This window comes from Chitinophaga tropicalis (assembly GCF_009758205.1).
Classification (GTDB): domain Bacteria; phylum Bacteroidota; class Bacteroidia; order Chitinophagales; family Chitinophagaceae; genus Chitinophaga; species Chitinophaga tropicalis.
Genome location: NZ_WRXN01000009.1, coordinates 175,232 through 194,146 on the forward strand (window position 1 = coordinate 175,232; position 18,915 = coordinate 194,146).

The window sequence follows — 18,915 nt, forward strand, 5'->3', positions numbered from 1 at the left end:
TATTATCCGTCAAATTAAAATAATCTCCATTCCAAGGCTTTACCGGTTGCCTTATCTATGTACATGCCGGTTGTCATCTTTGACTCTTTCACCAGCTCTGTTTTATATTTATCGCTGCTATCAATCTTTGCAATAAAGGATGATACATCCACAATACTATTCTCAGCACATTTCGTGCAATAATTCAGGGTCACTGCTATTACATCTGTTTCTGCTCCTGATACAGCTACCGGTTTCTTTATGTACGAAAATTCCGGCAGGAATCTATAATGGTGCTCCTCTCCTGCTGCTTCCCGTTGTATATAAAAACCGGTGGTATCTGTGATATATCCTTTCTTTTCTGTATAGTATTGCTGACAGTGCTCACAATAATAGTCCACTTTAGCGAGGAAATAGACAGGCGCCATAAAAACGATAAATTCAATAAAATAGAATAGTAAGAGCATACCACCATCAAAAGGGATGCCGCTACTACCCAGCCTGCCTACGGACATACTTGTGTTATCACAACGGTAAGAAATGATCTTCAGTACTTCATTGGGATTGATCAGGGCATTAAGGAAAGAAGTATGGGTATGGCGCTCACTGCTTCCGTATAAACTCCAGTGGGCGGCCCAGGCTGTGTAGCATATCAGTACCCCTATAATTATGTTGACTACAGTATTCCGGCTCTTACTGGCTGTTTTGATGAGTTGTGCGAAAAGCGCCAGTAGAAAGACCGCCCCCATCAGTACAAGGAAGTTCAGGTAGATGAGTGGATTGATAAAGGTAATAAGTGCATATAATGCACCAATACCTGTAGCAAGGGCCATACCGACAATAGTGCTGATGATTACGTTTTTCAGGTTGTACTGGCCCGAAGGCACATAAAATGAGCCGGGTTGTTCCATAGGTAGTTTGTTTGTGTTATAGTATTTCAGAGGCTTTTGAGGGAAGCACCTCTAATATATAAATAATTTTACTCATAATTATATTTTTGGTGTATTTCCCGTTAATCTGTTACTGAAGTTATCTCTCCATTACCAGTTTAATATAGAATAATTTGCTTGCGCCCTGATCGTTATCTGCTACCAGGTGCAGGTACCAACCATCGTTTCTGATAGCTGCCAGACAGATACCTTCCATTTTTTCACCTTTGAATGCGGGATCTACGTCTGACAGGTTAACAATACCATCTATAGATATATTATTCTGTTCATCCAGTTTCTGACTGATGTGATCTATCCAGCCGATGTAACTGTCGCCAATAACACCGTCATCGTAAGCGTTGCCGGTAGCTTCGCTTGAAAGGAGCACGAGCAAGACATCTTCCTGTTCCACATAACACAACTCTGAAACGCCTGCAAATGCCGGTAATGAGAAGGGAATAATAAGTTCAGAGACAGTGACAGGGGCATCTTCCTGGCGCTTCAGGAAGTCAGTTGTTGTGACTATAAGATGGTTAACAGGATTGTTTTCATTACCACGGTTGCTTAATATAAATCGGTTGCCGGCTACAGCGGCACCTTCAATATTAATTTCGGGGATATGCCGTAATCTCTTTATAAAAGAAGTATATTCCATGTGCTGAGGCCTGTTATCAGAAAGAGGCATCAATATCCCTCTTTCTCTTTCCTTTGTGGCTGCAGAACCCAATGCCAGTAAACTCTTCTGACCGTCAATATCCAGTATTACAGCTGTTTCCAGATCGGTCTTTTTTGTTTTAGGTATCCGCTTTTCTTCATAATCAAAAAAGCGTACTGTGCTTACTTCATTGTAATTAGTATCGAGCACCAGTAACTTTCCGGCATCGTCGCCAATGACGTAGAGATGATCGTTATAATAGTTGATAGATGATCCTGAAGGATAATCGCTCAACAACAGGAATTTCAGTAACGTTATAATTGCTCTCAAGATAGTGGGTATTTCAACGAAGATACAAAATGATAAGAGGGTAACATGTCACGCAAACGATATCGGCAACGATTGCGTAGAAAAAAGCAGTCATTTTCATTCATCGTGTACTTTCAACAATTAAATTACATCAGTATAGTTGAGAGACAAACGACCGGCCTTATCCAGATCTATTAACCACGAACTCCATTTATTCACGAAAAACCCGATTCCCGTATGAAAAAAAAACTCTGTGTGGTAGCGCTTGCTGCTACCGTTAATCTCTGCATGATATCCTGCAGCAAATCACTCCAGTCAGACCTTAAACAGACATCCGGCCAGGTGAACGGCGCCGTCAATGCACAGGATGTATCAGTTGCCTCTGTAGCTTTTGGTATTGCAGGCTTTGCAACACTTAATGGCGGTACCACTGGCGGACAAGGCGGAACAACGGTAACAGCCACTACCTTCGACCAGTTAAAAAGTTACCTGGAAAGCTCCACCACTTATATTGTCAGAGTAGACAGAAGGATCTATAATGGCACTAAAGGTGGCAGGATCAATGTGAATTCAAATAAGACCCTGCTTGGTGTTGGCTCTGCCGGTTTCCTGGATGGTGTTGGATTGAATATTTCCAGTAAAAGAAATATTATTATTCAGAACGTCAGGATCACCTTATCTTCTATCACCGACCGCAGCGATCCGGCTGTATATGATCCGGATGGAGATGAAGGGCTTCCCCAGATCATCGTAAATGGCGGCGACTGCATTTCTATTCAGGGCAGCAGTTCCAATGTATGGGTAGATCATTGTGAATTGTACAACGAAGATCCGGCAGTTCAAACTAATAAAGATCTGTACGACGGATTGATAGACATCAAAAACACCAGCCAATATGTTACTATTTCATGGAACTATTTCCACGACAATCATAAAACACATCTGATCGGGTCTTCTGATTCGGATAATTCTGACAGGAAGTTAACCTTCCACCACAACTATTACCGTAAGATCGTGTCCCGTTTGCCGTTGAACCGGTTTGGCGTAGCTCATTTGTATAATAACTATTATACACAAGTGACCGGTTCTGCTGTTGATTCCCGTATGGGAGCCTGTGTGCGTGTTGAAAATAACGTGTTTGAAACAGTGAAGAGCCCTATTATTGGCAGTGGAACAACTGTGGGTAAATATCATGTACTTGGCAACACATTCAGTGGTATTACAGGTACTGCTGCTCCTACGTCTTCTACATGCAGCTTTACACCGCCTTATTCTTATGCTATTGATCCGGCGAGTTCGGTAAAGGCAGATGTGACTTCCCGTGCAGGTGTAGGGAAAATATAATTAGTAGTGCGTAAAATTGCTAAAAAGGGTTCGCCTTCCGGCGGACCCTTTTTGGTAGAAGATAGTGGACTATGGCCAGTGAGAGATGCTGAAATCTTCCATTAATCCGTAAGGGAAGGTTTCATATTCTTCTCCCGGTGGATATGTGGGGATATTGCTCCAGCTATATGGTGTGGCAATACCAGCCGCCGGTTTTCTATGATGGGGCCCTAACAGGTTCTTCAGGCTTCCGGTAACTGTGACCTCTATGTGGTTCTCTCCTTTTTGGAGATAGGGGGTGATATTCAACCCCTGCTGTCCGGGAAGAAAGATACCTGCTTCACGGCCATTTACTTTTGCAGCAACTACTGTTCCCTCCCACTCACCGAGCCTGACTTCGTATTCACCCTGCTTTTCGGATAACGTCACTATCTTTTCATATGTGATACTATGGCCGTACATGGGCAGGCCCTGTTTATCCCAACGCCCGAACCTGAGTGGTTGCGGCGGTACTATCTTCCAACCATGATCTGCTGTGGTCAGGTTGAAATCACCAAGAATATAAATAGCCTCGATCTCTGCGTATATGCTCATGGGAGACATTGTCAGAGACAAAGTGTTCTTTCCTGTGTGCAGATGTTTTCCTATTGGCAGCACTCCGAAGGACCTGTCCAGCCACCATGCGTCTTTTACAGGCCTGATCTCATGACCGTTGATGGTGATGTGCGTCCACAGTCCTGGTTGTTCAATCACGGCGTTGTATGAAGAAAAACCGTCCGTTGCATCTATATCGAAGTTGTAAGATACCGTATAACCGCTACCAGTGGTAAAGGTATCCCGTGCAACGAAGCGATCCCGGAACTGTACCTGGTGATGCCAGGGATCCTTTTCAAAGCCGTGCCGGTTAAATACAACGCGACGGCCTTCTGAAACATGTACATCTTTCATTGATGTGTCTTTCACCTGCACATCACAGAAGTCGATCATAAGACTGTTCTGCGCCGGCCGCTTTACAGTGGCTGCCACAGTGGGCAGCGGCACTCCTTCAACAGGTGCGCGCCAGGTTTTGAAGCCTTTCATTTTTTTGCCGGCCACAAATAGTAAGAGACTACCGGCTGCGGGAATGCGGAAGGAGACGGATACCTGGTCCTGTAATACATCTTCAGGATAGTCTGATACAGAACCGGTAAATGGATCTAATAGCAGCACATCCTTTCCATCTACCAACAAGTTCCCTTTAACGGCATCTTTCATATCAGCGTTTGTAAGGAAGAGCAACTGCCCGTCCTGCAGTATTCTACGGTGATGGTAAAGATTGCCGCCATTAAAGTCGAAGCTGATGTCATTTGCTGTAAAATACCTGGCAATGGTTTCTTCATTCAGCTGCAGCACCTGTTCCTTTCCTTCTGTCACCTCTACCCCATCTATCCGTTGCAATCTTTCAAACCGTAATACTTTACCACCCTGCGCAATATACTTCCGGAGAAGACCGGAAGTGGTCTTATCCATATTCTCCATGCCGGGTGGTATTACTACCGTGGAATAGGCGCGGCTACCGATGATAAAACGCCCGTTTTCCACACGTCCGTGATCTTTGATAATGTTCTCAGAGCCGAGATCATATTCGGCCTGCGCTTTCTCCAACCTGGTCACAAATGCCTGGAAATGCCTGCCTATCGAATCTCTGCGATCGCTTGTCTTACCGTAAACCGAATACATCCATGCAGATGTTGTTGGCTCTATGATAAGGATATTGTTGCGTTGTTTTCCTGAGGAAAGTGCAAGGGAAAGACGGGCAAAGTAACGGTTGAGCGTACCATAGTGCTTCCACCATGGGCTGTGGTAGGAGAAGCTGGGTGGATAATCACTCTTCCGGGCGCCCGTTATTGTCATATATGAAAGATGCTGGTTCATGAAATTGACGCCCAGTACATATTCCCAGTCGCCCAGTCGTTTCAGGTCCTTGAAGGTGACGTCCCATCCTCCACCGCCGTACGTTTCACTTAGTGTACGTGTGCGGTCCAGCTGATTTGCAACGCTTGCCAGTTCCTTTACTGCACGGATGTTGCCGAACTGTGCATTCGGGCTGTTTTCATTGAACTGGTTGAACAGCATGTCTATGCCGGGTTGCTGGTGCCAGGCATACATGGCCATGTTGTCCGGCACATGCTGCGGGTCGGGCCATCCGTGTTCCCAGTAATGGCCTGTCCATTTCAGATGGTGTTTCGTTGTGTATTCCAGCATGGGTTTGGACCAGCGGTCGATGAATAGCTGCAATAATGTTTGCTGGTAGTTATGGCGGACTTTTTTCCAATCTCCCGCATCTTCAAATAATGAAGGCAGGTTGGGTTGAAGATCGTATCCCCATTTTGTACGGAAGGTAGTGAACAGATCGGGTGTCCAGCGGATGTTTCCGTGGCCTTGTACCGGGATGCTGGGCTCATCGGAGAAAAGGCCTGGTATTGTCTTTCCAAACTCCTGGCCGGCTACGCGCTCATACCCTTTCATGGTGATATCCAGGAATTTTTCGGTCACGCCTTTAACCATGAGGTCTACGTAAGGGAAGCCGGGTGGGCCTACCATGCTTCCCTGGTTGACGTAGTTCACTTTCTGAAAGAGGTAATAGGTCCCTGTCTTTCCTTTTTCCTGTTGTAATTGTGATGTAATATCACTGAACATGCCATTGTCATTCTTTATACAAATGAAAATGCTGTCTGTTTGTTCGGGGAGGATGGACATCTTTGTCATATGCAGCATCTGGCCCTGGTTGTACGATCCGGGCATCTGGTCGGGTACATAGCCACCGCCAAAGCCGCTGGGATAAGAGTTTTCATCGTAGATCCAGACATCCAGCCCAAGCGTCTTTCCTTTATTCACTGCATACCTGAACAATTCGTACCATTCGGCGCCGATGTATTCGGTGATGAGGCCGGGCCGGGCATGTACTATGACACCGCCGAAGTCCTGCTGTTTGTAGTCTGCCAGCATGGAATCGATAATGGCATGTGTAACCCTGGTATTCCATACCCAAAACGGTACGGTACCATATTGCCTGCCGGGCTTTGCGAACTGGCGGCTGAGCGTTGCAAAATCCTGTGCATGCAGGCCCTGACCGCAGAGTAGTGTGATGAACGACAGGACCAGAAAAAAATGTTTAACCATAACGCCGATTTATTGATAGTATGGGAGCCATACCCTTGCTTTATAAAAGCAGGCCCCGTTTACAGTACGTGTTGCTACAAGGGAACCGGAGATACCATCATACATTGAAACCGTAGTAGTGCTCCATGTATTAGAGCAACTGTTAGTGGAAGGTCTTGTTTCTATGATCTGTCCTGCCGGCTGATTACTGATGGCTTTTACCCCTACTCCGTTCGCAGAGCCTGGTGCAAGTATAAATTCTCCTGTTGTTTTATTGAATGTATACACTTTGCTGCCGGTGCTGACCCAGAGCAGGTTGGTATTGTAATAATAAGGCGAAAGATCGTGCCCACCGTTTGTGGGAAGAGAATAAGAGTGTACTTCCTTCAGGCTATCCGGAGAACTTAAGACGGCAAGCGCTTTCAGGTGTGTAGCGCCCAATACCCAGAGGAGGTTGGAAGCGGGGTCCCACAGTACTCCATGCGCATCGTCCAGTGTAAACTGGAAGTACTCGGAATTATATACTCCTTTTGAAGATTTATAGACCCTTACCCAGTCGCCGGCAGAGGCGGCAATTGCAACATTCCCGTCCGGCAACAGCTCTATTGCATGGGCGTTGGGGTTGGGACTGATCAGGCCAAGGTTGATGGCCCATTTTTTAGTATTGCCGGCAGGATATGGGATGATGGCACAAAAGCCACGTGAATCTGCAACTATCATCATTTGTCCGCCGAAAAACGTACTATTCCGCAATTTAACATCAGATGGCAGTCCCCAGCCTGCAGTAGGATTTGTGAACCCGTTTGAAGCGTTGGGCGCCCATGACCATTTCAGGGCCCCGGCTGTGTTCCAGTTTGCGAAGTTGACCGGGTCGTATACTTCTATGCGTGAAACGGCCTGGTTAGTGGCGGCGATCCAGTGATAGCTTTCTTCTGTTTTAGCCGTTGTATCTTCTGCCGGGAGGCGGCGTACGGGGGTTTCATCCCTGGAACAGGCAATGAGGCAACAGGCAATGAAGACCTGTACAAGACATATTTTTTTGATGTGTTTAGTTTTCATAACCTGGGTTTTGTCTGAGTTTGACATTTAACAATACTTCAGCATCAGGGATGGGAAAAACAAGGCGTTCTTTCGTTACGTTGTAGCTTGCCGGTAACAGGTAGCTATACTGTTGTTTTTGTTTAACACCAAAGGCATTCATGACAGGCAGTGCATTTCCTGTTCTTACAAGATCAAGCCAGCGCTTGTTCTCAAACGCCAGCTCTACCCTGCGTTCATGCAGGATGATAGCTGCCAGTGCATTTTTCTCTGTTTCAGTAGCTGCCTGCAATCCTGCCCGGCTGCGCACCTGGTTGAGATAGAGCAGGGCTTCGCCGCCTTTTCCCTGTTCGTTAAGGCTTTCTGCGAGCAGCAGCAGTACTTCTGCGTACCGGTATACCGGCCAGTTATCGTTAGTCTGGTTAGCGATAGTATGTGCATGCAGGAATTTGGTGGTAAAGGGCCTGCCTACTTTTCCCGGCGCGGGGGTGTAACCTGCAATGGGTTTTACGGCTGAGGCGGTGAAATCGTCGGTACCATTGAAAGTACCTTCTGCAACAGCCAGAGATCCGGCCAGGCGTTTATCGCCCGGTTCATAGCTATCCAGCAGGTCCTGTGCAGGAGTATTAAAGCCCCCAAGGTTGGTGATGGTATTCTGTCCCGGGCCTGTTATCACCGCGGAGTTGGCCATGCGGGGAATGAAATTGTAGATAAAGTTGCTGGCCTGTGGAGTGGGCAGGTTGGCATTGAACTGGATCTCAAAAACAGATTCGATGCCGTTCTTATTGTTGAGTGCAAAGACGTCCGGGTAATCAGGATACAGTCCGTATCCCATCTGTATTACCTGTTTGAGCAGCGGCTCTGCTTCCGGGAAGCGTCCGAGGGTTACGTATACGTCGCTAAGAAGAGTGAGTGCAGCTCCTTTCGTTACGCGGCCTGTTTGGGGGAAAGCTGCCGGTGCATCCAGCTGATCGACGGCTGCCTGTGTGTCGCTGATGATAAGTGCGTATACTTCTTCGGCGGTGGAACGCGCCAGATATGTTTCTTCACGGTTCTGGACTGCGTGTGTATAGACCGGTACTCCACCGTAATAGCGTACCAGTTCGAAGTAAGACAGGGCACGGAGGAACTGAGCTTCTCCCTTTATTCTTTTTTTCTCTGCAGCATCGAATGCTATAGCATCAATCTGGTCAAGGATGCCGTTTACCTTTGAGATGGCGGCGAAACAGGTATACCATTTTTCGGCGGTCTGTGTATTGAACCTGTCGTCTATAAAATCTGCGACGTCGTAACGTTGTACAACAGCAAGCGCCTGGTCGGAAGGTTTGTAATCGTAATGTGTATTGTCTGAACGCATTTCTCCCATGATCCATGCGCTCTTGGAATTGTAGATATCGCGCACGGTAGCATATGCGCCGTTTAATGCGAGGTTGAAATCTTCGGCGGTTTTATAGAAGTCGGATGTGCTTACGCCTGTACGTGGTCTTTCGTCCAGGAATTTTTTGCAGGAGGCAAGCATCAACAGTATGAGTATATAGTATATGTTCTTTTGCATGATGTTCTGCTTTGAGTGATCACAAAGAAAGGTTAAGCCCTACCACATAAGTCCTGGGTACGGGATAAGCACCCAGGTCCTGGCCCTGGCTTACGCCATTCAGTCCGCTGGAGCTTACTTCCGGATTGCCGGGGTAACTGGTAAATATATACGCGTTCTGAACGCTGCCATAAATGCGAAAGCTCTGAACATTCTTTATCTTTCTGAATGTATAGCCTAATGTGATGTTGTTGATGGTCAGATGTGATGCGTTGTAGATGAAGTAGCTGTTGTCTGAGCGGGCCAGCATTGTGCTTCCTGCTTTTGTGCGTTGTATGCGCCCGTTACCGGGATCGTCTTCGGAGCGCCATCTCTGCAACAATTCTTTAGGGCCGTTGAAAGCGCCATCAAGGTTGTACAGGCTTTCATCCATGCCGTTCTTGAGGTCATTGCCGTATGTGCCGGACATGGTGATACCCAGGTCGAATTCGCGGTATGAGAAGTTATTGGTGAACCCGAATATGAAATCAGGATTCGGATTGCCGATGAAGGTCTTATCGTCCGGTGTTACCTTGCCATCGCCATTCACATCTTTCATGCGTACTGTGCCTACATCAGACATCAGTACTCCGCTGGCGTTATAGTACTTTGGTCCTTTGTCAAATTCTGCCTGGTTCATGTATACGCCATCGAATACATATCCGTAAAACAATCCCAGTGGCATTCCCACTTGTGTACGCCAGTCGGTGAAGTCTGTAATTGTGGTTGATGGTTTATCTGCGATGGGAGCATTGTTGATGCCGAGGCGGGTAACCTTGTTACGGTTGAAGGCGATGTTAAAGCCTGTGTTCCATTTGAAATTGCCGGTAAGGTTGCGGGTGTTGATGGTCAGTTCGTGGCCCCAGAACTTAATATCACCTACGTTATCCTGTACGGTGGAGTACCCTGAGGCACGGGGAACGGCAACGGGATAGAGCAGGCCTTGCGTGAGCTTATGGTAGTAGTCGTACGAGATAGTCACCCGGTCGTTGAATAATCCTGCATCAATCCCTATATCCAACTGTGCGCTCTTTTCCCAGCTCAGCAGGTTGTTGCCGAGTGTTGTCTGTACTTTTCCGGGAGCCAGCGTAGAGCCGAAGACGTAGTTATTTGACCCTACGAGCGGGATAGCCGTATAGTTTCCATCCAGTTCGTTACTGCCTGTGAGGCCGTAGCTGCTGCGTATTTTACCGTAGCTAAGCCAGGTCAGCCCTTTCATGAAGGGTTCTTCGCTTACTATCCATCCAACGCCAACGGCGGGGAAGGTACCCCAGCGGTTATTTATGCCGAACCGGGAGGAACCGTCGCGGCGAAGTGAAGCCTGTAAGAGGTATTTGCCTTTGAAGTCGTAGTTGAGGCGAGCGAAGTAAGATACCAGGGCCCAGCCTTCGCTGGTGCTGTTACTCAGTGTGAACCGGGTGGCAGCGTTGAGGTACTCTACGGAGTTATCCGGGAAATCTCTGCCTGTGAGGTTGTTGCGATAGTCGCTGAACTGTTGTGTGCTTTGTCCCAGTAAAACTTTCACAGCATGTTTTCCGTTGAAGGTGTGCTGCCAGTTGAGGATATTCTCGTTTGTCCAGTTATAGCTGTAATTGAAATTGGATTCGCCGTAGGCTGATTTATCGCCCGGAGGGGCATTGGCAATTGGTACGTTGTTGAAGCCACCGACAGCTGTAGAAGGTACGAACTTCTTGCGGGCAAACAGGCCTATATCGTAATTAAAGGATGTATTAAAGGAGAAGTCTTTCAGGAATTTTATTTCTGTGTAGATGTTGCCCAGCAGGCGGGTGCGGGTGGCGTCGTCGTTTGTTTCCAGCAGTTGCCGGAGTGGGTTGGCCCAGGAAAACATTCCGGGGAAACCTTGTATACCCAGCGCGAGGGAGCCGTCTGTGTTATAAGGAGATCCCATAGAGGGGATCATGAGTGCGCTGGCCAGGATGGCACGTTGCCCGTCAACATTGAAGTTGGTGCCCTGGCGGTTGTTATGTTCCAGTTGGAGGGATGGTGCGAGATTGGCTCCAATCCTGATATGGTCGTTCAGGTTCATGTCGGCATTGATACGAAGGGAGTAGCGCTTGTAACCGCTGTTCTTCATAATGCCTTGCTGATTGAAGTATCCGCCAATCACGCTGAGTGTTGATCTTTCGTTGCCGGTGGAAAAGGAAAGGCTGTAGCTTTGTACCGGTGCGTCACGCATCAGGAGGCTGTACCAGTCTGTGCCTTCTCCATATTCCTCCGGGTTCTGATATGCTGCGGGTATGCCACCGGTATAGTTTTCGTAGCGGGCCTTGTCTTCATAGAAGCCTTTCATATAGGTTGCCAGCTCTGTTCCGTTCATTACGTCCGGTTTCAGCTCTTTCATCATGGTAGCCACCCCGTAGTAGGCGTTAAAGTCTATCCGGGATTTTCCTGCCTTTCCGCGTTTTGTTGTGATGATCACTACACCATTTGCTCCTCTTGAGCCATAGAGCGCTGTTGCGGAGGCATCTTTCAATAAGGAGAAGGTTTCAATTTCGTCAGGATTCACGTTGTTAATGGCATCATTCACACCCAGCATGGGGATACCGTCTATCACGACGAGGGGTTTGTTGCTGCCGCCAATAGATGCTGCACCGCGGATGCGCAGGTCCATGCCTTGTCCTGGTCTGCCGGACGCCTGAGCCATTTGCATGCCGGGCATTTTGCCCTGTAGTTTTTCGGCAAAGGTACCGACGGGCATATCGCGGATCTCAGGCGCCTGTACACCATCTATTGCACCTACGATGTCACGTTTGCGTTGTATGCCGTAGCTGACTACCACCAGGGTGTTCAATGCAGTAGAGCCTTCGGTCAGTTGTACGTTGATGACAGATTGCCCGTTTACCGGTACTTCTTTTGTGGCATGCCCGATGAAGGAGAACACCAGTATAACATTGTTATCAGGCACCTGGAGGCGGTACCTTCCATCTGCACCGGTACTGGCGCCGGTGGCTGTGCCTTTTACACGGACGCTCACACCAGGCATGGGTTGTCCTTTGTTGTTCGTTACCTGTCCGCCGATGGTGAGTTGTTGTTGTACAAGCGCTGTTATCTTCTTTTTTATAATGACGATGTTGCCGGTGACGGCATATGTCAGCGACCGGCCGGCCAGGCATTTGTCCATTACTTCTTCGAGTGAAGCAGACTTTACTTCAAGTGTTACATTCCCTGCTTCTTTCAGCATTTGTGGGTTGTATAAAAAATTGAAGCCTGTTTGTTTTTTGATCTTGCGAAAGATTTCCCTCAGCGAGGTTTGATGTTCCGACAAGGTGATCTGCTGTGCGAAGCCTGTAGCCCTGGCCTGTAGCATTGTGAAGATCAGTAGAACGGTGGCAAGTTTCATAACCAACAGGATTTTACAAGCAATACGACGTCCTGTCCTGTATTTACCAGGAGCATAAAATTTCATATCTTTAGTTTATGTAGGTTGAATATTGATTGATGTCTGTCTGATGTCTGTCGGGATTCTCCCACATATTATCCGGGAGCGCCGCAATCGCTTCCGGATTCCTTTTTTGTGGTAGTATATCAGTCCGAAATTTTTATTAACAGTAACCAGGATACTACCTTTTTAAGGGGTCCCAGGTTGTATAGTTCTATGTCATAACGATGATCCGCCTCCCGTCGGTTTTAAAGTGAACAAGGCCTGTCATTGATAATATTCTGAGTACTTCATCGATACGTTCGAAGCGAGAAATGGTTCCTTCAAAATCTTTTCCGTCCATATTTCCTCTGAATTCCACATCTACATCATACCAGCGGGCCAGCTTTTTCATTACGCTGCGAATGTTTTCGCCGTTGAACTGGAAATAGCCGTTTTTCCAGGCCAGTGCTTCTTCCACATCTACATTGCTGAGGAGGCGGAATGAGCCGTCTTTCCCCAGTTTTGACTGCTGCCCGGGCTGGAGCAGCTGTTCTGCGTGAATGGCATTGGCTATCACTTTTACACGGCCTTCCATTAAGGTGGTGCTGTTTTCCAGGTCGTCTTCATATGCGTTGACATTAAAATGTGTTCCCAGCACTTCTACTGTCATTCCTTTTGTCACTACGCGAAATGGCATTGAAGCCACTTTGGCCACTTCAAAGTAGGCTTCGCCACTAACTTCTACTTTCCGTTCCTGTCCGGCGAAAGCGGTGGGAAAGCGGATCGATGAAGCGGCATTCAGCCAGACCCTGCTGCCGTCGGGGAGTGTGAGTTTATATTGTCCTCCGCGGGGGGTAGCCAGGGTATTGAACACGAGGAGCGCGTTGTCCTGGTCCTGGCCTGCCACCTGGTAAGTTAGTTGTCCGCCGGCACTGTTTATTACTTTTGAGCCTCCCTGCTGCAGCACTTTGTTTGTGTTGCTATCCAACGTAATCACAGAGCCATCTGCCAATGTCAGCGAAGCTTTGTCGGTACCCGGTGTTACGCTTCCATTGTGTGTAAAAGCTTCTGTAGAGCGGGACCTGCCGGTTATTAGCCAGTAGCCTCCTGCGATGCTACAGAGTAACAAAATAGCAGCGGCGGCATACCAGTACCTCAGTAACGGTTTCTTCTGTATCGTTATCTTTTTCCGGATACCCGCCAGCATGCGGCGTTTGTGTTCTTCTTCTCCTTTTGCAAAATGTGCGGGTATGTGTACCGGTTCATCCTGCCCCTGGTTGTACCATTCTTCCAGGATGCGTTTTTCTTGGGGGGTAATGGTCCCATTCTGCCATTTTGCGGCCAGCTCACGATAATAAGCGTCTTGATGCTCCAAAATGAAAAGTGTTTATATACAGGTATGAAAAAAAGGGAGTACCCCCGATGCGGGGATCAATTTTTTTTTGGGGGACCTATCCGAGGAAGTAAACTAAGAGTGGGATGCCTGTCCACGATAAATGGAGGCCGGTGCGGATAACGCGTAATGCTTTGGTGATCTGGGATTCGACGGTCTTTTCGGAGATGTTGAGGGCTATGGCGATAGTTTTGTTTGACCAGCCTTCTTCCCTGCTCAGCTTGTAAACCAGCCGGCAGCGTTCAGGCAGGGAGGCTGCCAGGCCTGTAATATGTGTATGCAGTTCCTTTACGTGCAGGGCCTGTTCTACAGAGGGTTCCTGTGTTTCTGACCAGCTGCTTTCATTCACCTGTTCCCTGTGCCTGCGGGCCATACGGGAGAACACCTGGTTGCGTACTGCTGCTGCGAGAAATGATTTCAGGGAATGCTCTATCTGAATGTCCGCACGGCGGCGCCACAGGTCTGCAAATACATCCTGTATTACTTCTTCGGCGTCTGCGAGGTTGCCGAGTTTATTGGCGGCTACTGAGAACAGCAGTTTCCAGTATTGATGATAGATCTCCGTGAAAGCGGTGGGATCATCAGCAGACATGCGTATCAACAGTACTTTTTCGTATGACGGTGAAAGCGGCAAGATAAAGTATACTAGCTTTGGTTAGGTGGTGGTCAAATGTAAAACTTTCGTCCGTTAATTTATATCCTGTTCACGAAAAGTTAACCTTGCTTGTATCAAGCATTACTAAGCTATGAAAAAGTAGTGGTATGGAGAAATATCCCTTGTTTTATGTGGTGCAGAAGTGGTACCGCAATACATACACTAAACATGCTTATGACATGCTTCAAACATGCCTGAAAGATACCTGAAACAAGGGGTATCCGGGTAGCATTCAGCCATGTATCAGCACCGGTCATAGTACTATTTCAGGCAAAATTGGCATAAACGGCAAAAGCGGCAAGGTATTTTTTTCCTATGGCAAGAGTGTCGTAGTATTGATGAACTAAAAATTTCAATATGACAAGGCAAGCAGGTATTATACCTCTTAGAGGAACAATTGATAATATTATTTTTTACTATAGTAAAACGGGCGGTTATATAGCACGCAGGAAAGGTAATGTCGATGCTCAAAGGATTGCCAGTGATCCGGCGTTCAGGAGAACAAGGGAGAACAGTACAGAATTCGGGAGGGCTTCCAAAGCTGGCAGGCTGGTGAGGATGTGTTTCAGATCACTTATGCAAAATGCAAGTGACAGTATTGCTGCGGGCAGGCTGGTGCAGGTTTTTTCAAAGGTGATCAAGACGGATGTTATCAATGAACGTGGCCAGCGGAATGTGACTGACGGCGAGCTGGAATTACTGACCGGTTTTGAATTTAATGCAGACAGTAAATTAGAGCGTATGCTGTTAGCCTCGTATTCTACTGATATTGACCGGGCTGGTGGTACTATGACATTGCATGTACCAGCCTTCATTCCAAAAGAGATGATTGCTGCGCCGGCAGGGGCTACACATTTTGTGATTTCCTGCGGTGGTGCGGAGATTGATTTTGAAGCGGGTAATTATGTTAATGGTTTTGCATGGAGCAATGAGCTGCCGATAAACAGTGAGGCAACATCGGCTTTGCATCTTACGGTATCAGTTACGGCTGGTAGTATAAAGCCTTTATTTATGGTGATGGGCATCCGGTTTATTCAGCTGGTTAATGGAGTGTCTTATGATCTGAAGGATGGGGTTTGCAATGCACTTGCGGTTGCAGGGGTGTCCTGAACGCTCTTATAAAGGAAAAAGGACCAGAATAATCCGGCCCTTCCTCAACATGATAACAGAAAGCATGATTCATAATCCCTATCTTTTCTTTGTAGCTCCTGTTTTAATAAAAGTAGTATTCTTCTTTTAGTCATTCAAATATCATTCTGTTCAATCAGTGTATTTTGTTCAGTTTATTCATTGATAAACGGATATCTCCCGGACAAGTAGGGTGCCACGGGGTTCCAGGAAACGATGCGTTAATATTCAAGTCTCATTTACACAACTTTTTAATAAAGGCTTCTTCTTCTTTGCTGAATGGTGTTCCATCCTTCCTGTAAATGTCATGGAACCATAGCTGCGGTTCTTTTCCATCGGGAATGGGTGTGTCCCAGGCATAGATAGTATTGGTTTTCCCGCTTACAAATCCCCAGTTGATGGCACCCACATTCTCAGCTTTCAGCAATGGCATGATGAGCTGGAATAAACTGCCATTCCTCCTGGCCATATATTCTGTGCAGATGAGCGGTCTGTTATACTTTCTCAATGTATCGATAGTATGCCGGTGATCGTCTATGTAGACGTAATTGTGATAGGTGATCACATCGGAGCTCTCTAACTGAAACCTGTTAAGGTCTTTAAATTCAGGACCATTATTCCAGACACCTGATGACACAGGCTGTGATGGCCTTACTTCCCATGCCCATTGAAACACTTTTTGCAACAAAGGCATGCTTTTGCTGAACTGGTTGCTATTGCCGGGTTCATTGTAAAGGTCCCACAGCAATATGCGGTCGTCGTTCCGGAAAGTGGTCAACACATCTTTAACGTATGCCTCCAGCACTTTCATTGTATCAGGATGTGTGTGTATCATAGAACCGGGATCTCTTACCCAGCCGGAATTATGTACGCCTGTTTTTGGCTCCGGCTGCTTTCCCAGCCAGGCAGTATCATTCCAGCAATCGTCAAAAAATACGAACAGGGTCTTGATATGATGCCTGGAAGAAATGGCAAGGTAAGTATCCAGCCTCTTTTTAAATCCTGTTTTATCTGCCGCCCATAAAAGGTGATGCAGGTATACTCTCATCACGTTGAATCCCAGGTTTTCTGCCCACCCCAGCTCCCGGTTGATAGTAGCTGTGTCGAACGTTTCCTGTTGGAACATCTCCAGTTGATTAATGGCTGTGGATGGCTGGAAATTACTTCCTCTTAACCATCCCTGTCTGGCATACCATTCATTTGCCTTGCTGGCGGACCATTTGTTCTGCGCTGTGGCCATAGTGATAAATAACAGGCCGCAGGCCATCAGAATTGCTACTCTTTTCGTGAACATAGATTTAGTTTTTTTAACGGGAAAATAATAGGGTTTTTCACGCTGTAATTTTTGCGGCAAAAAAATAAGAAAATTATAGCAACAGGAATGAAAAAAAATGATAAGCGTATTTATGAGGAGCTCATCGGCAATCCGTACAGGTTAATCAGGTGATATAGTTCCTATAAGCGTTTCCGTAGCATGCTTAAAAATACCGGCGTAATACCCAGGTGGGCCGCAATATGTTTCTGTGCTATTCTTTGTTCAAGACCGGGATAACGTTTCTGAAACAGGGCGTAACGGTCTTCCGCCGGTTGTGACAACATGGCCGTCATACGACGTTGGTACATTACGACTGCGTTCTGGAGGAAGATGCGAAAGAAACGTTCAAATTTAGGGATCTCCTCGTACAGGATATCAACACTATCCTGCGTAAAATAAAATAGTTCTGTATCTTCCAGGGCATCTATTGAATAGAATGCCGGGCTGTGGGAATAAAAGCTGGATAGCTCGACAGCCCACCAGTTCTCAGGATAAAAAGATACAATATGCTCCCTCCCCTTATCGTCTACGTTAAGCATACGGAGGCAACCTTTTGTTACAAAATAAAAGTTCCTGCATATATCTCCGCTTTTCAGAATAACAGTATTCTTCTTTACTACCCGATGCTCCAACAGGGTTTTAACATATTCTGTTTCAGCAGGTGTCAATGAGATATGTTTTGCAAAGTTACTCAAGATAAGTTCGTACATTGATACAAGGTTTTTCCATAGCAGGTCACACCTGAACGCCGTTGGTGGCTATCAACCGCCAGTCCTCTAAAGCAGCCTTTCTGTGAGGTTCTACATCTGCAATATACTCTGCACTTTCTACAATCCGGCGGAAAACGTTATAGGAAGGATATTCGATAATTGCAATATCATCCCATTGCTCTTCTTCGGGGGTTACAATTCCGGCCCTGACATTGCCTAAAAATAAGACTTTCACTCCTTCGTTTGCAGCAATTTTGTTAAACTCCTTTACATACCTGTGAAAATAGACTTCTCTTCCGGAGCAGGGGGACTGTCCTGCTGCATTATTATAGTCTGCATATTCCCTATAGCGTAATAAATTTACCATGCATACAGGAGCATCGGCCGGGAATGATCCTGCTATCTTTGATACAGTCAATGCATTAATGTTAGTCGTTCTTGTCATTTTCTTAAAGATTGTTATGCAAAGGAATGCGATTAGCAGGAGAAAAAAATTAAAGTAGTTTTATAAAATAAAGAGTTGAACTTGCCAGGTTGAGTTTCTTTTTTTAACTTTTTTGATTAATTTTTGCCTTCTAAAAAGAAACCTTTGAAAAAGAAAATTGTACTGTTAGCTTGTAGCATTGCCCTGTTTGTTGCCTGTAAAAAAGACGACGAAGATCCACAGGTATTACAGATCACTCCTGAAATTGTAACCGGTTATCTTGGTAAGGACTATAGCGTTATAGAGCCGTCCCTGAAGAACAAAAAGGATTACCAGTATACAAAATTGAATAATGGTCAGGTGGAAGCTGCTATTAGTCTGCCAGCCATTGACCCTGCAGCGCCAGGGCAGCATTACAAGTTGTTACTTAATTTACAAAGTGGCAATAAGGTCAGCATTATTAACCTGGGTTGTACTGATACGCTGGATCCGGCCAGTGGTAATAAGAACTTCCTTTATTTTTATGAGCACACAGCTGCTAAGATGGGGGCTACAATAGTGCAGAGGCAGTGGGTTAATCCGCCGAATAATGAGGTGACGATGGTTACGCCGGATTCTCTGGTGGTTGCATTAAAGGCTGGTAAGGCGCCTCAGCCGAGTCTGAGCTGGCAAACTAACAGCCGAGCTTTGGATTTGGTTTATTTTAGTTCTGAACGTTCGTTTAATATGTATTTGTCGGGGTATTGATAGAGGGGAGAGTTAAGATACTGAATAGGGTGCTTCATAAATAAATGAGGCACCCTAATTTATTTGATTTAAATGAAAATGAGAAAGATGTGGCGACGGGGATGGTCATTAGGATGAGAATATTTTGCAGGAAAATATTACAGACTATAGAAATATATTTAAGTCATCATTTGATATTAACTCCATGTAAAACTATCAGCATACCATTTTTTTC

The 18,915-nt window shown here is 46.4% G+C and carries 14 protein-coding genes; 3 read left to right on the plus strand and 11 right to left on the minus strand.

The window, feature by feature from the left end:
- Nucleotides 1–14: 14 nt before the first annotated feature.
- Together GO493_RS19860 and GO493_RS19865 are read right to left on the minus strand one after the other, a co-directional pair.
- Nucleotides 15–890, minus strand: coding sequence for a hypothetical protein (locus GO493_RS19860; protein ID WP_157307980.1), 876 nt, complete (start codon nucleotides 888–890; stop codon nucleotides 15–17).
- Between the two features lie 118 nt (nucleotides 891–1,008).
- Nucleotides 1,009–1,893 carry a DUF6929 family protein gene (locus GO493_RS19865; RefSeq protein ID WP_157307981.1) on the minus strand — a complete coding sequence of 295 codons (885 nt, stop codon included), beginning with the start codon at nucleotides 1,891–1,893 and terminating at the stop codon, nucleotides 1,009–1,011.
- Between the two features lie 216 nt (nucleotides 1,894–2,109).
- Here GO493_RS19865 and GO493_RS19870 point away from each other — a divergent pair, with 216 nt between their 5' ends.
- Nucleotides 2,110–3,216 carry a pectate lyase family protein gene (locus GO493_RS19870; RefSeq protein ID WP_157307982.1) on the plus strand — a complete coding sequence of 369 codons (1,107 nt, stop codon included), beginning with the start codon at nucleotides 2,110–2,112 and terminating at the stop codon, nucleotides 3,214–3,216.
- A gap of 69 nt (nucleotides 3,217–3,285) precedes the next feature.
- Here the strand turns inward: GO493_RS19870 and GO493_RS19875 are convergent, their stop codons facing one another.
- The 6 genes from GO493_RS19875 to GO493_RS19900 form a co-directional block, all read right to left on the minus strand.
- Nucleotides 3,286–6,357 (minus strand): glycosyl hydrolase, encoded by a 3,072-nt coding sequence (locus GO493_RS19875; protein ID WP_157307983.1) that lies wholly within the window; start codon nucleotides 6,355–6,357, stop codon nucleotides 3,286–3,288.
- Nucleotides 6,358–6,366: 9 nt separating this feature from the next.
- Entirely contained in the window at nucleotides 6,367–7,395 is a 1,029-nt protein-coding gene (locus GO493_RS19880; RefSeq protein WP_157307984.1) for a DUF6528 family protein, read from the minus strand.
- Nucleotides 7,385–8,929 carry a RagB/SusD family nutrient uptake outer membrane protein gene (locus GO493_RS19885; RefSeq protein ID WP_157307985.1) on the minus strand — a complete coding sequence of 515 codons (1,545 nt, stop codon included), beginning with the start codon at nucleotides 8,927–8,929 and terminating at the stop codon, nucleotides 7,385–7,387. Before GO493_RS19885 ends, GO493_RS19880 begins: the two co-directional genes overlap by 11 nt.
- Before the next feature lie 19 nt (nucleotides 8,930–8,948).
- Nucleotides 8,949–12,308, minus strand: coding sequence for a TonB-dependent receptor (locus tag GO493_RS19890; protein WP_198315778.1), 3,360 nt, complete (start codon nucleotides 12,306–12,308; stop codon nucleotides 8,949–8,951).
- A gap of 253 nt (nucleotides 12,309–12,561) precedes the next feature.
- Entirely contained in the window at nucleotides 12,562–13,704 is a 1,143-nt protein-coding gene (locus GO493_RS19895; RefSeq protein WP_157307987.1) for a FecR family protein, read from the minus strand.
- Nucleotides 13,705–13,780: 76 nt separating this feature from the next.
- Nucleotides 13,781–14,314, minus strand: a complete 534-nt coding sequence (locus GO493_RS19900; RefSeq protein WP_157307988.1) for an RNA polymerase sigma-70 factor — start codon at nucleotides 14,312–14,314, stop codon at nucleotides 13,781–13,783.
- A gap of 420 nt (nucleotides 14,315–14,734) precedes the next feature.
- Here GO493_RS19900 and GO493_RS19905 point away from each other — a divergent pair, with 420 nt between their 5' ends.
- The gene (locus GO493_RS19905; RefSeq protein ID WP_157307989.1) at nucleotides 14,735–15,487 is read left to right on the plus strand and encodes a hypothetical protein; all 753 of its coding nucleotides are present in this window, start codon (nucleotides 14,735–14,737) and stop codon (nucleotides 15,485–15,487) included.
- Nucleotides 15,488–15,740: 253 nt separating this feature from the next.
- On the opposite strand, the gene GO493_RS19910 is transcribed toward GO493_RS19905, so the two are convergent.
- From GO493_RS19910 to GO493_RS19920, 3 genes are all read right to left on the minus strand, one after another.
- Nucleotides 15,741–16,799, minus strand: coding sequence for a glycoside hydrolase family 2 TIM barrel-domain containing protein (locus GO493_RS19910; RefSeq protein WP_157307990.1), 1,059 nt, complete (start codon nucleotides 16,797–16,799; stop codon nucleotides 15,741–15,743).
- Nucleotides 16,800–16,960: 161 nt separating this feature from the next.
- On the minus strand, nucleotides 16,961–17,530 hold the full coding sequence (locus GO493_RS19915) for a Crp/Fnr family transcriptional regulator (RefSeq protein WP_157307991.1): 570 nt from the start codon (nucleotides 17,528–17,530) through the stop codon (nucleotides 16,961–16,963).
- 25 nt (nucleotides 17,531–17,555) lie between these two features.
- Nucleotides 17,556–17,975, minus strand: a complete 420-nt coding sequence (locus tag GO493_RS19920) for a DUF1330 domain-containing protein (protein ID WP_157307992.1) — start codon at nucleotides 17,973–17,975, stop codon at nucleotides 17,556–17,558.
- A 144-nt stretch (nucleotides 17,976–18,119) separates the two neighbouring features.
- On the opposite strand from GO493_RS19920, the gene GO493_RS19925 reads away from it, so the two are divergent.
- On the plus strand, nucleotides 18,120–18,701 hold the full coding sequence (locus GO493_RS19925) for a hypothetical protein (protein ID WP_157307993.1): 582 nt from the start codon (nucleotides 18,120–18,122) through the stop codon (nucleotides 18,699–18,701).
- Nucleotides 18,702–18,915: the final 214 nt, after the last annotated feature.

Excerpts from the sequence above, each read along its gene's own strand:
- GO493_RS19920 (WP_157307992.1), bottom strand. The coding sequence starts at position 17,975 with ATGACAAGAACGACTAACATTAATGCATTGACTGTATCAAAGATAGCA.
- GO493_RS19910 (WP_157307990.1), bottom strand. The coding sequence starts at position 16,799 with ATGTTCACGAAAAGAGTAGCAATTCTGATGGCCTGCGGCCTGTTATTT.
- GO493_RS19885 (WP_157307985.1), bottom strand. The coding sequence starts at position 8,929 with ATGCAAAAGAACATATACTATATACTCATACTGTTGATGCTTGCCTCC.
- GO493_RS19875 (WP_157307983.1), bottom strand. The coding sequence starts at position 6,357 with ATGGTTAAACATTTTTTTCTGGTCCTGTCGTTCATCACACTACTCTGC.
- GO493_RS19905 (WP_157307989.1), top strand. The coding sequence starts at position 14,735 with ATGACAAGGCAAGCAGGTATTATACCTCTTAGAGGAACAATTGATAAT.
- GO493_RS19870 (WP_157307982.1), top strand. The coding sequence starts at position 2,110 with ATGAAAAAAAAACTCTGTGTGGTAGCGCTTGCTGCTACCGTTAATCTC.
- GO493_RS19890 (WP_198315778.1), bottom strand. The coding sequence starts at position 12,308 with ATGAAACTTGCCACCGTTCTACTGATCTTCACAATGCTACAGGCCAGG.
- GO493_RS19880 (WP_157307984.1), bottom strand. The coding sequence starts at position 7,395 with ATGAAAACTAAACACATCAAAAAAATATGTCTTGTACAGGTCTTCATT.
- GO493_RS19860 (WP_157307980.1), bottom strand. The coding sequence starts at position 890 with ATGGAACAACCCGGCTCATTTTATGTGCCTTCGGGCCAGTACAACCTG.
- GO493_RS19900 (WP_157307988.1), bottom strand. The coding sequence starts at position 14,314 with ATGTCTGCTGATGATCCCACCGCTTTCACGGAGATCTATCATCAATAC.
- GO493_RS19915 (WP_157307991.1), bottom strand. The coding sequence starts at position 17,530 with ATGTACGAACTTATCTTGAGTAACTTTGCAAAACATATCTCATTGACA.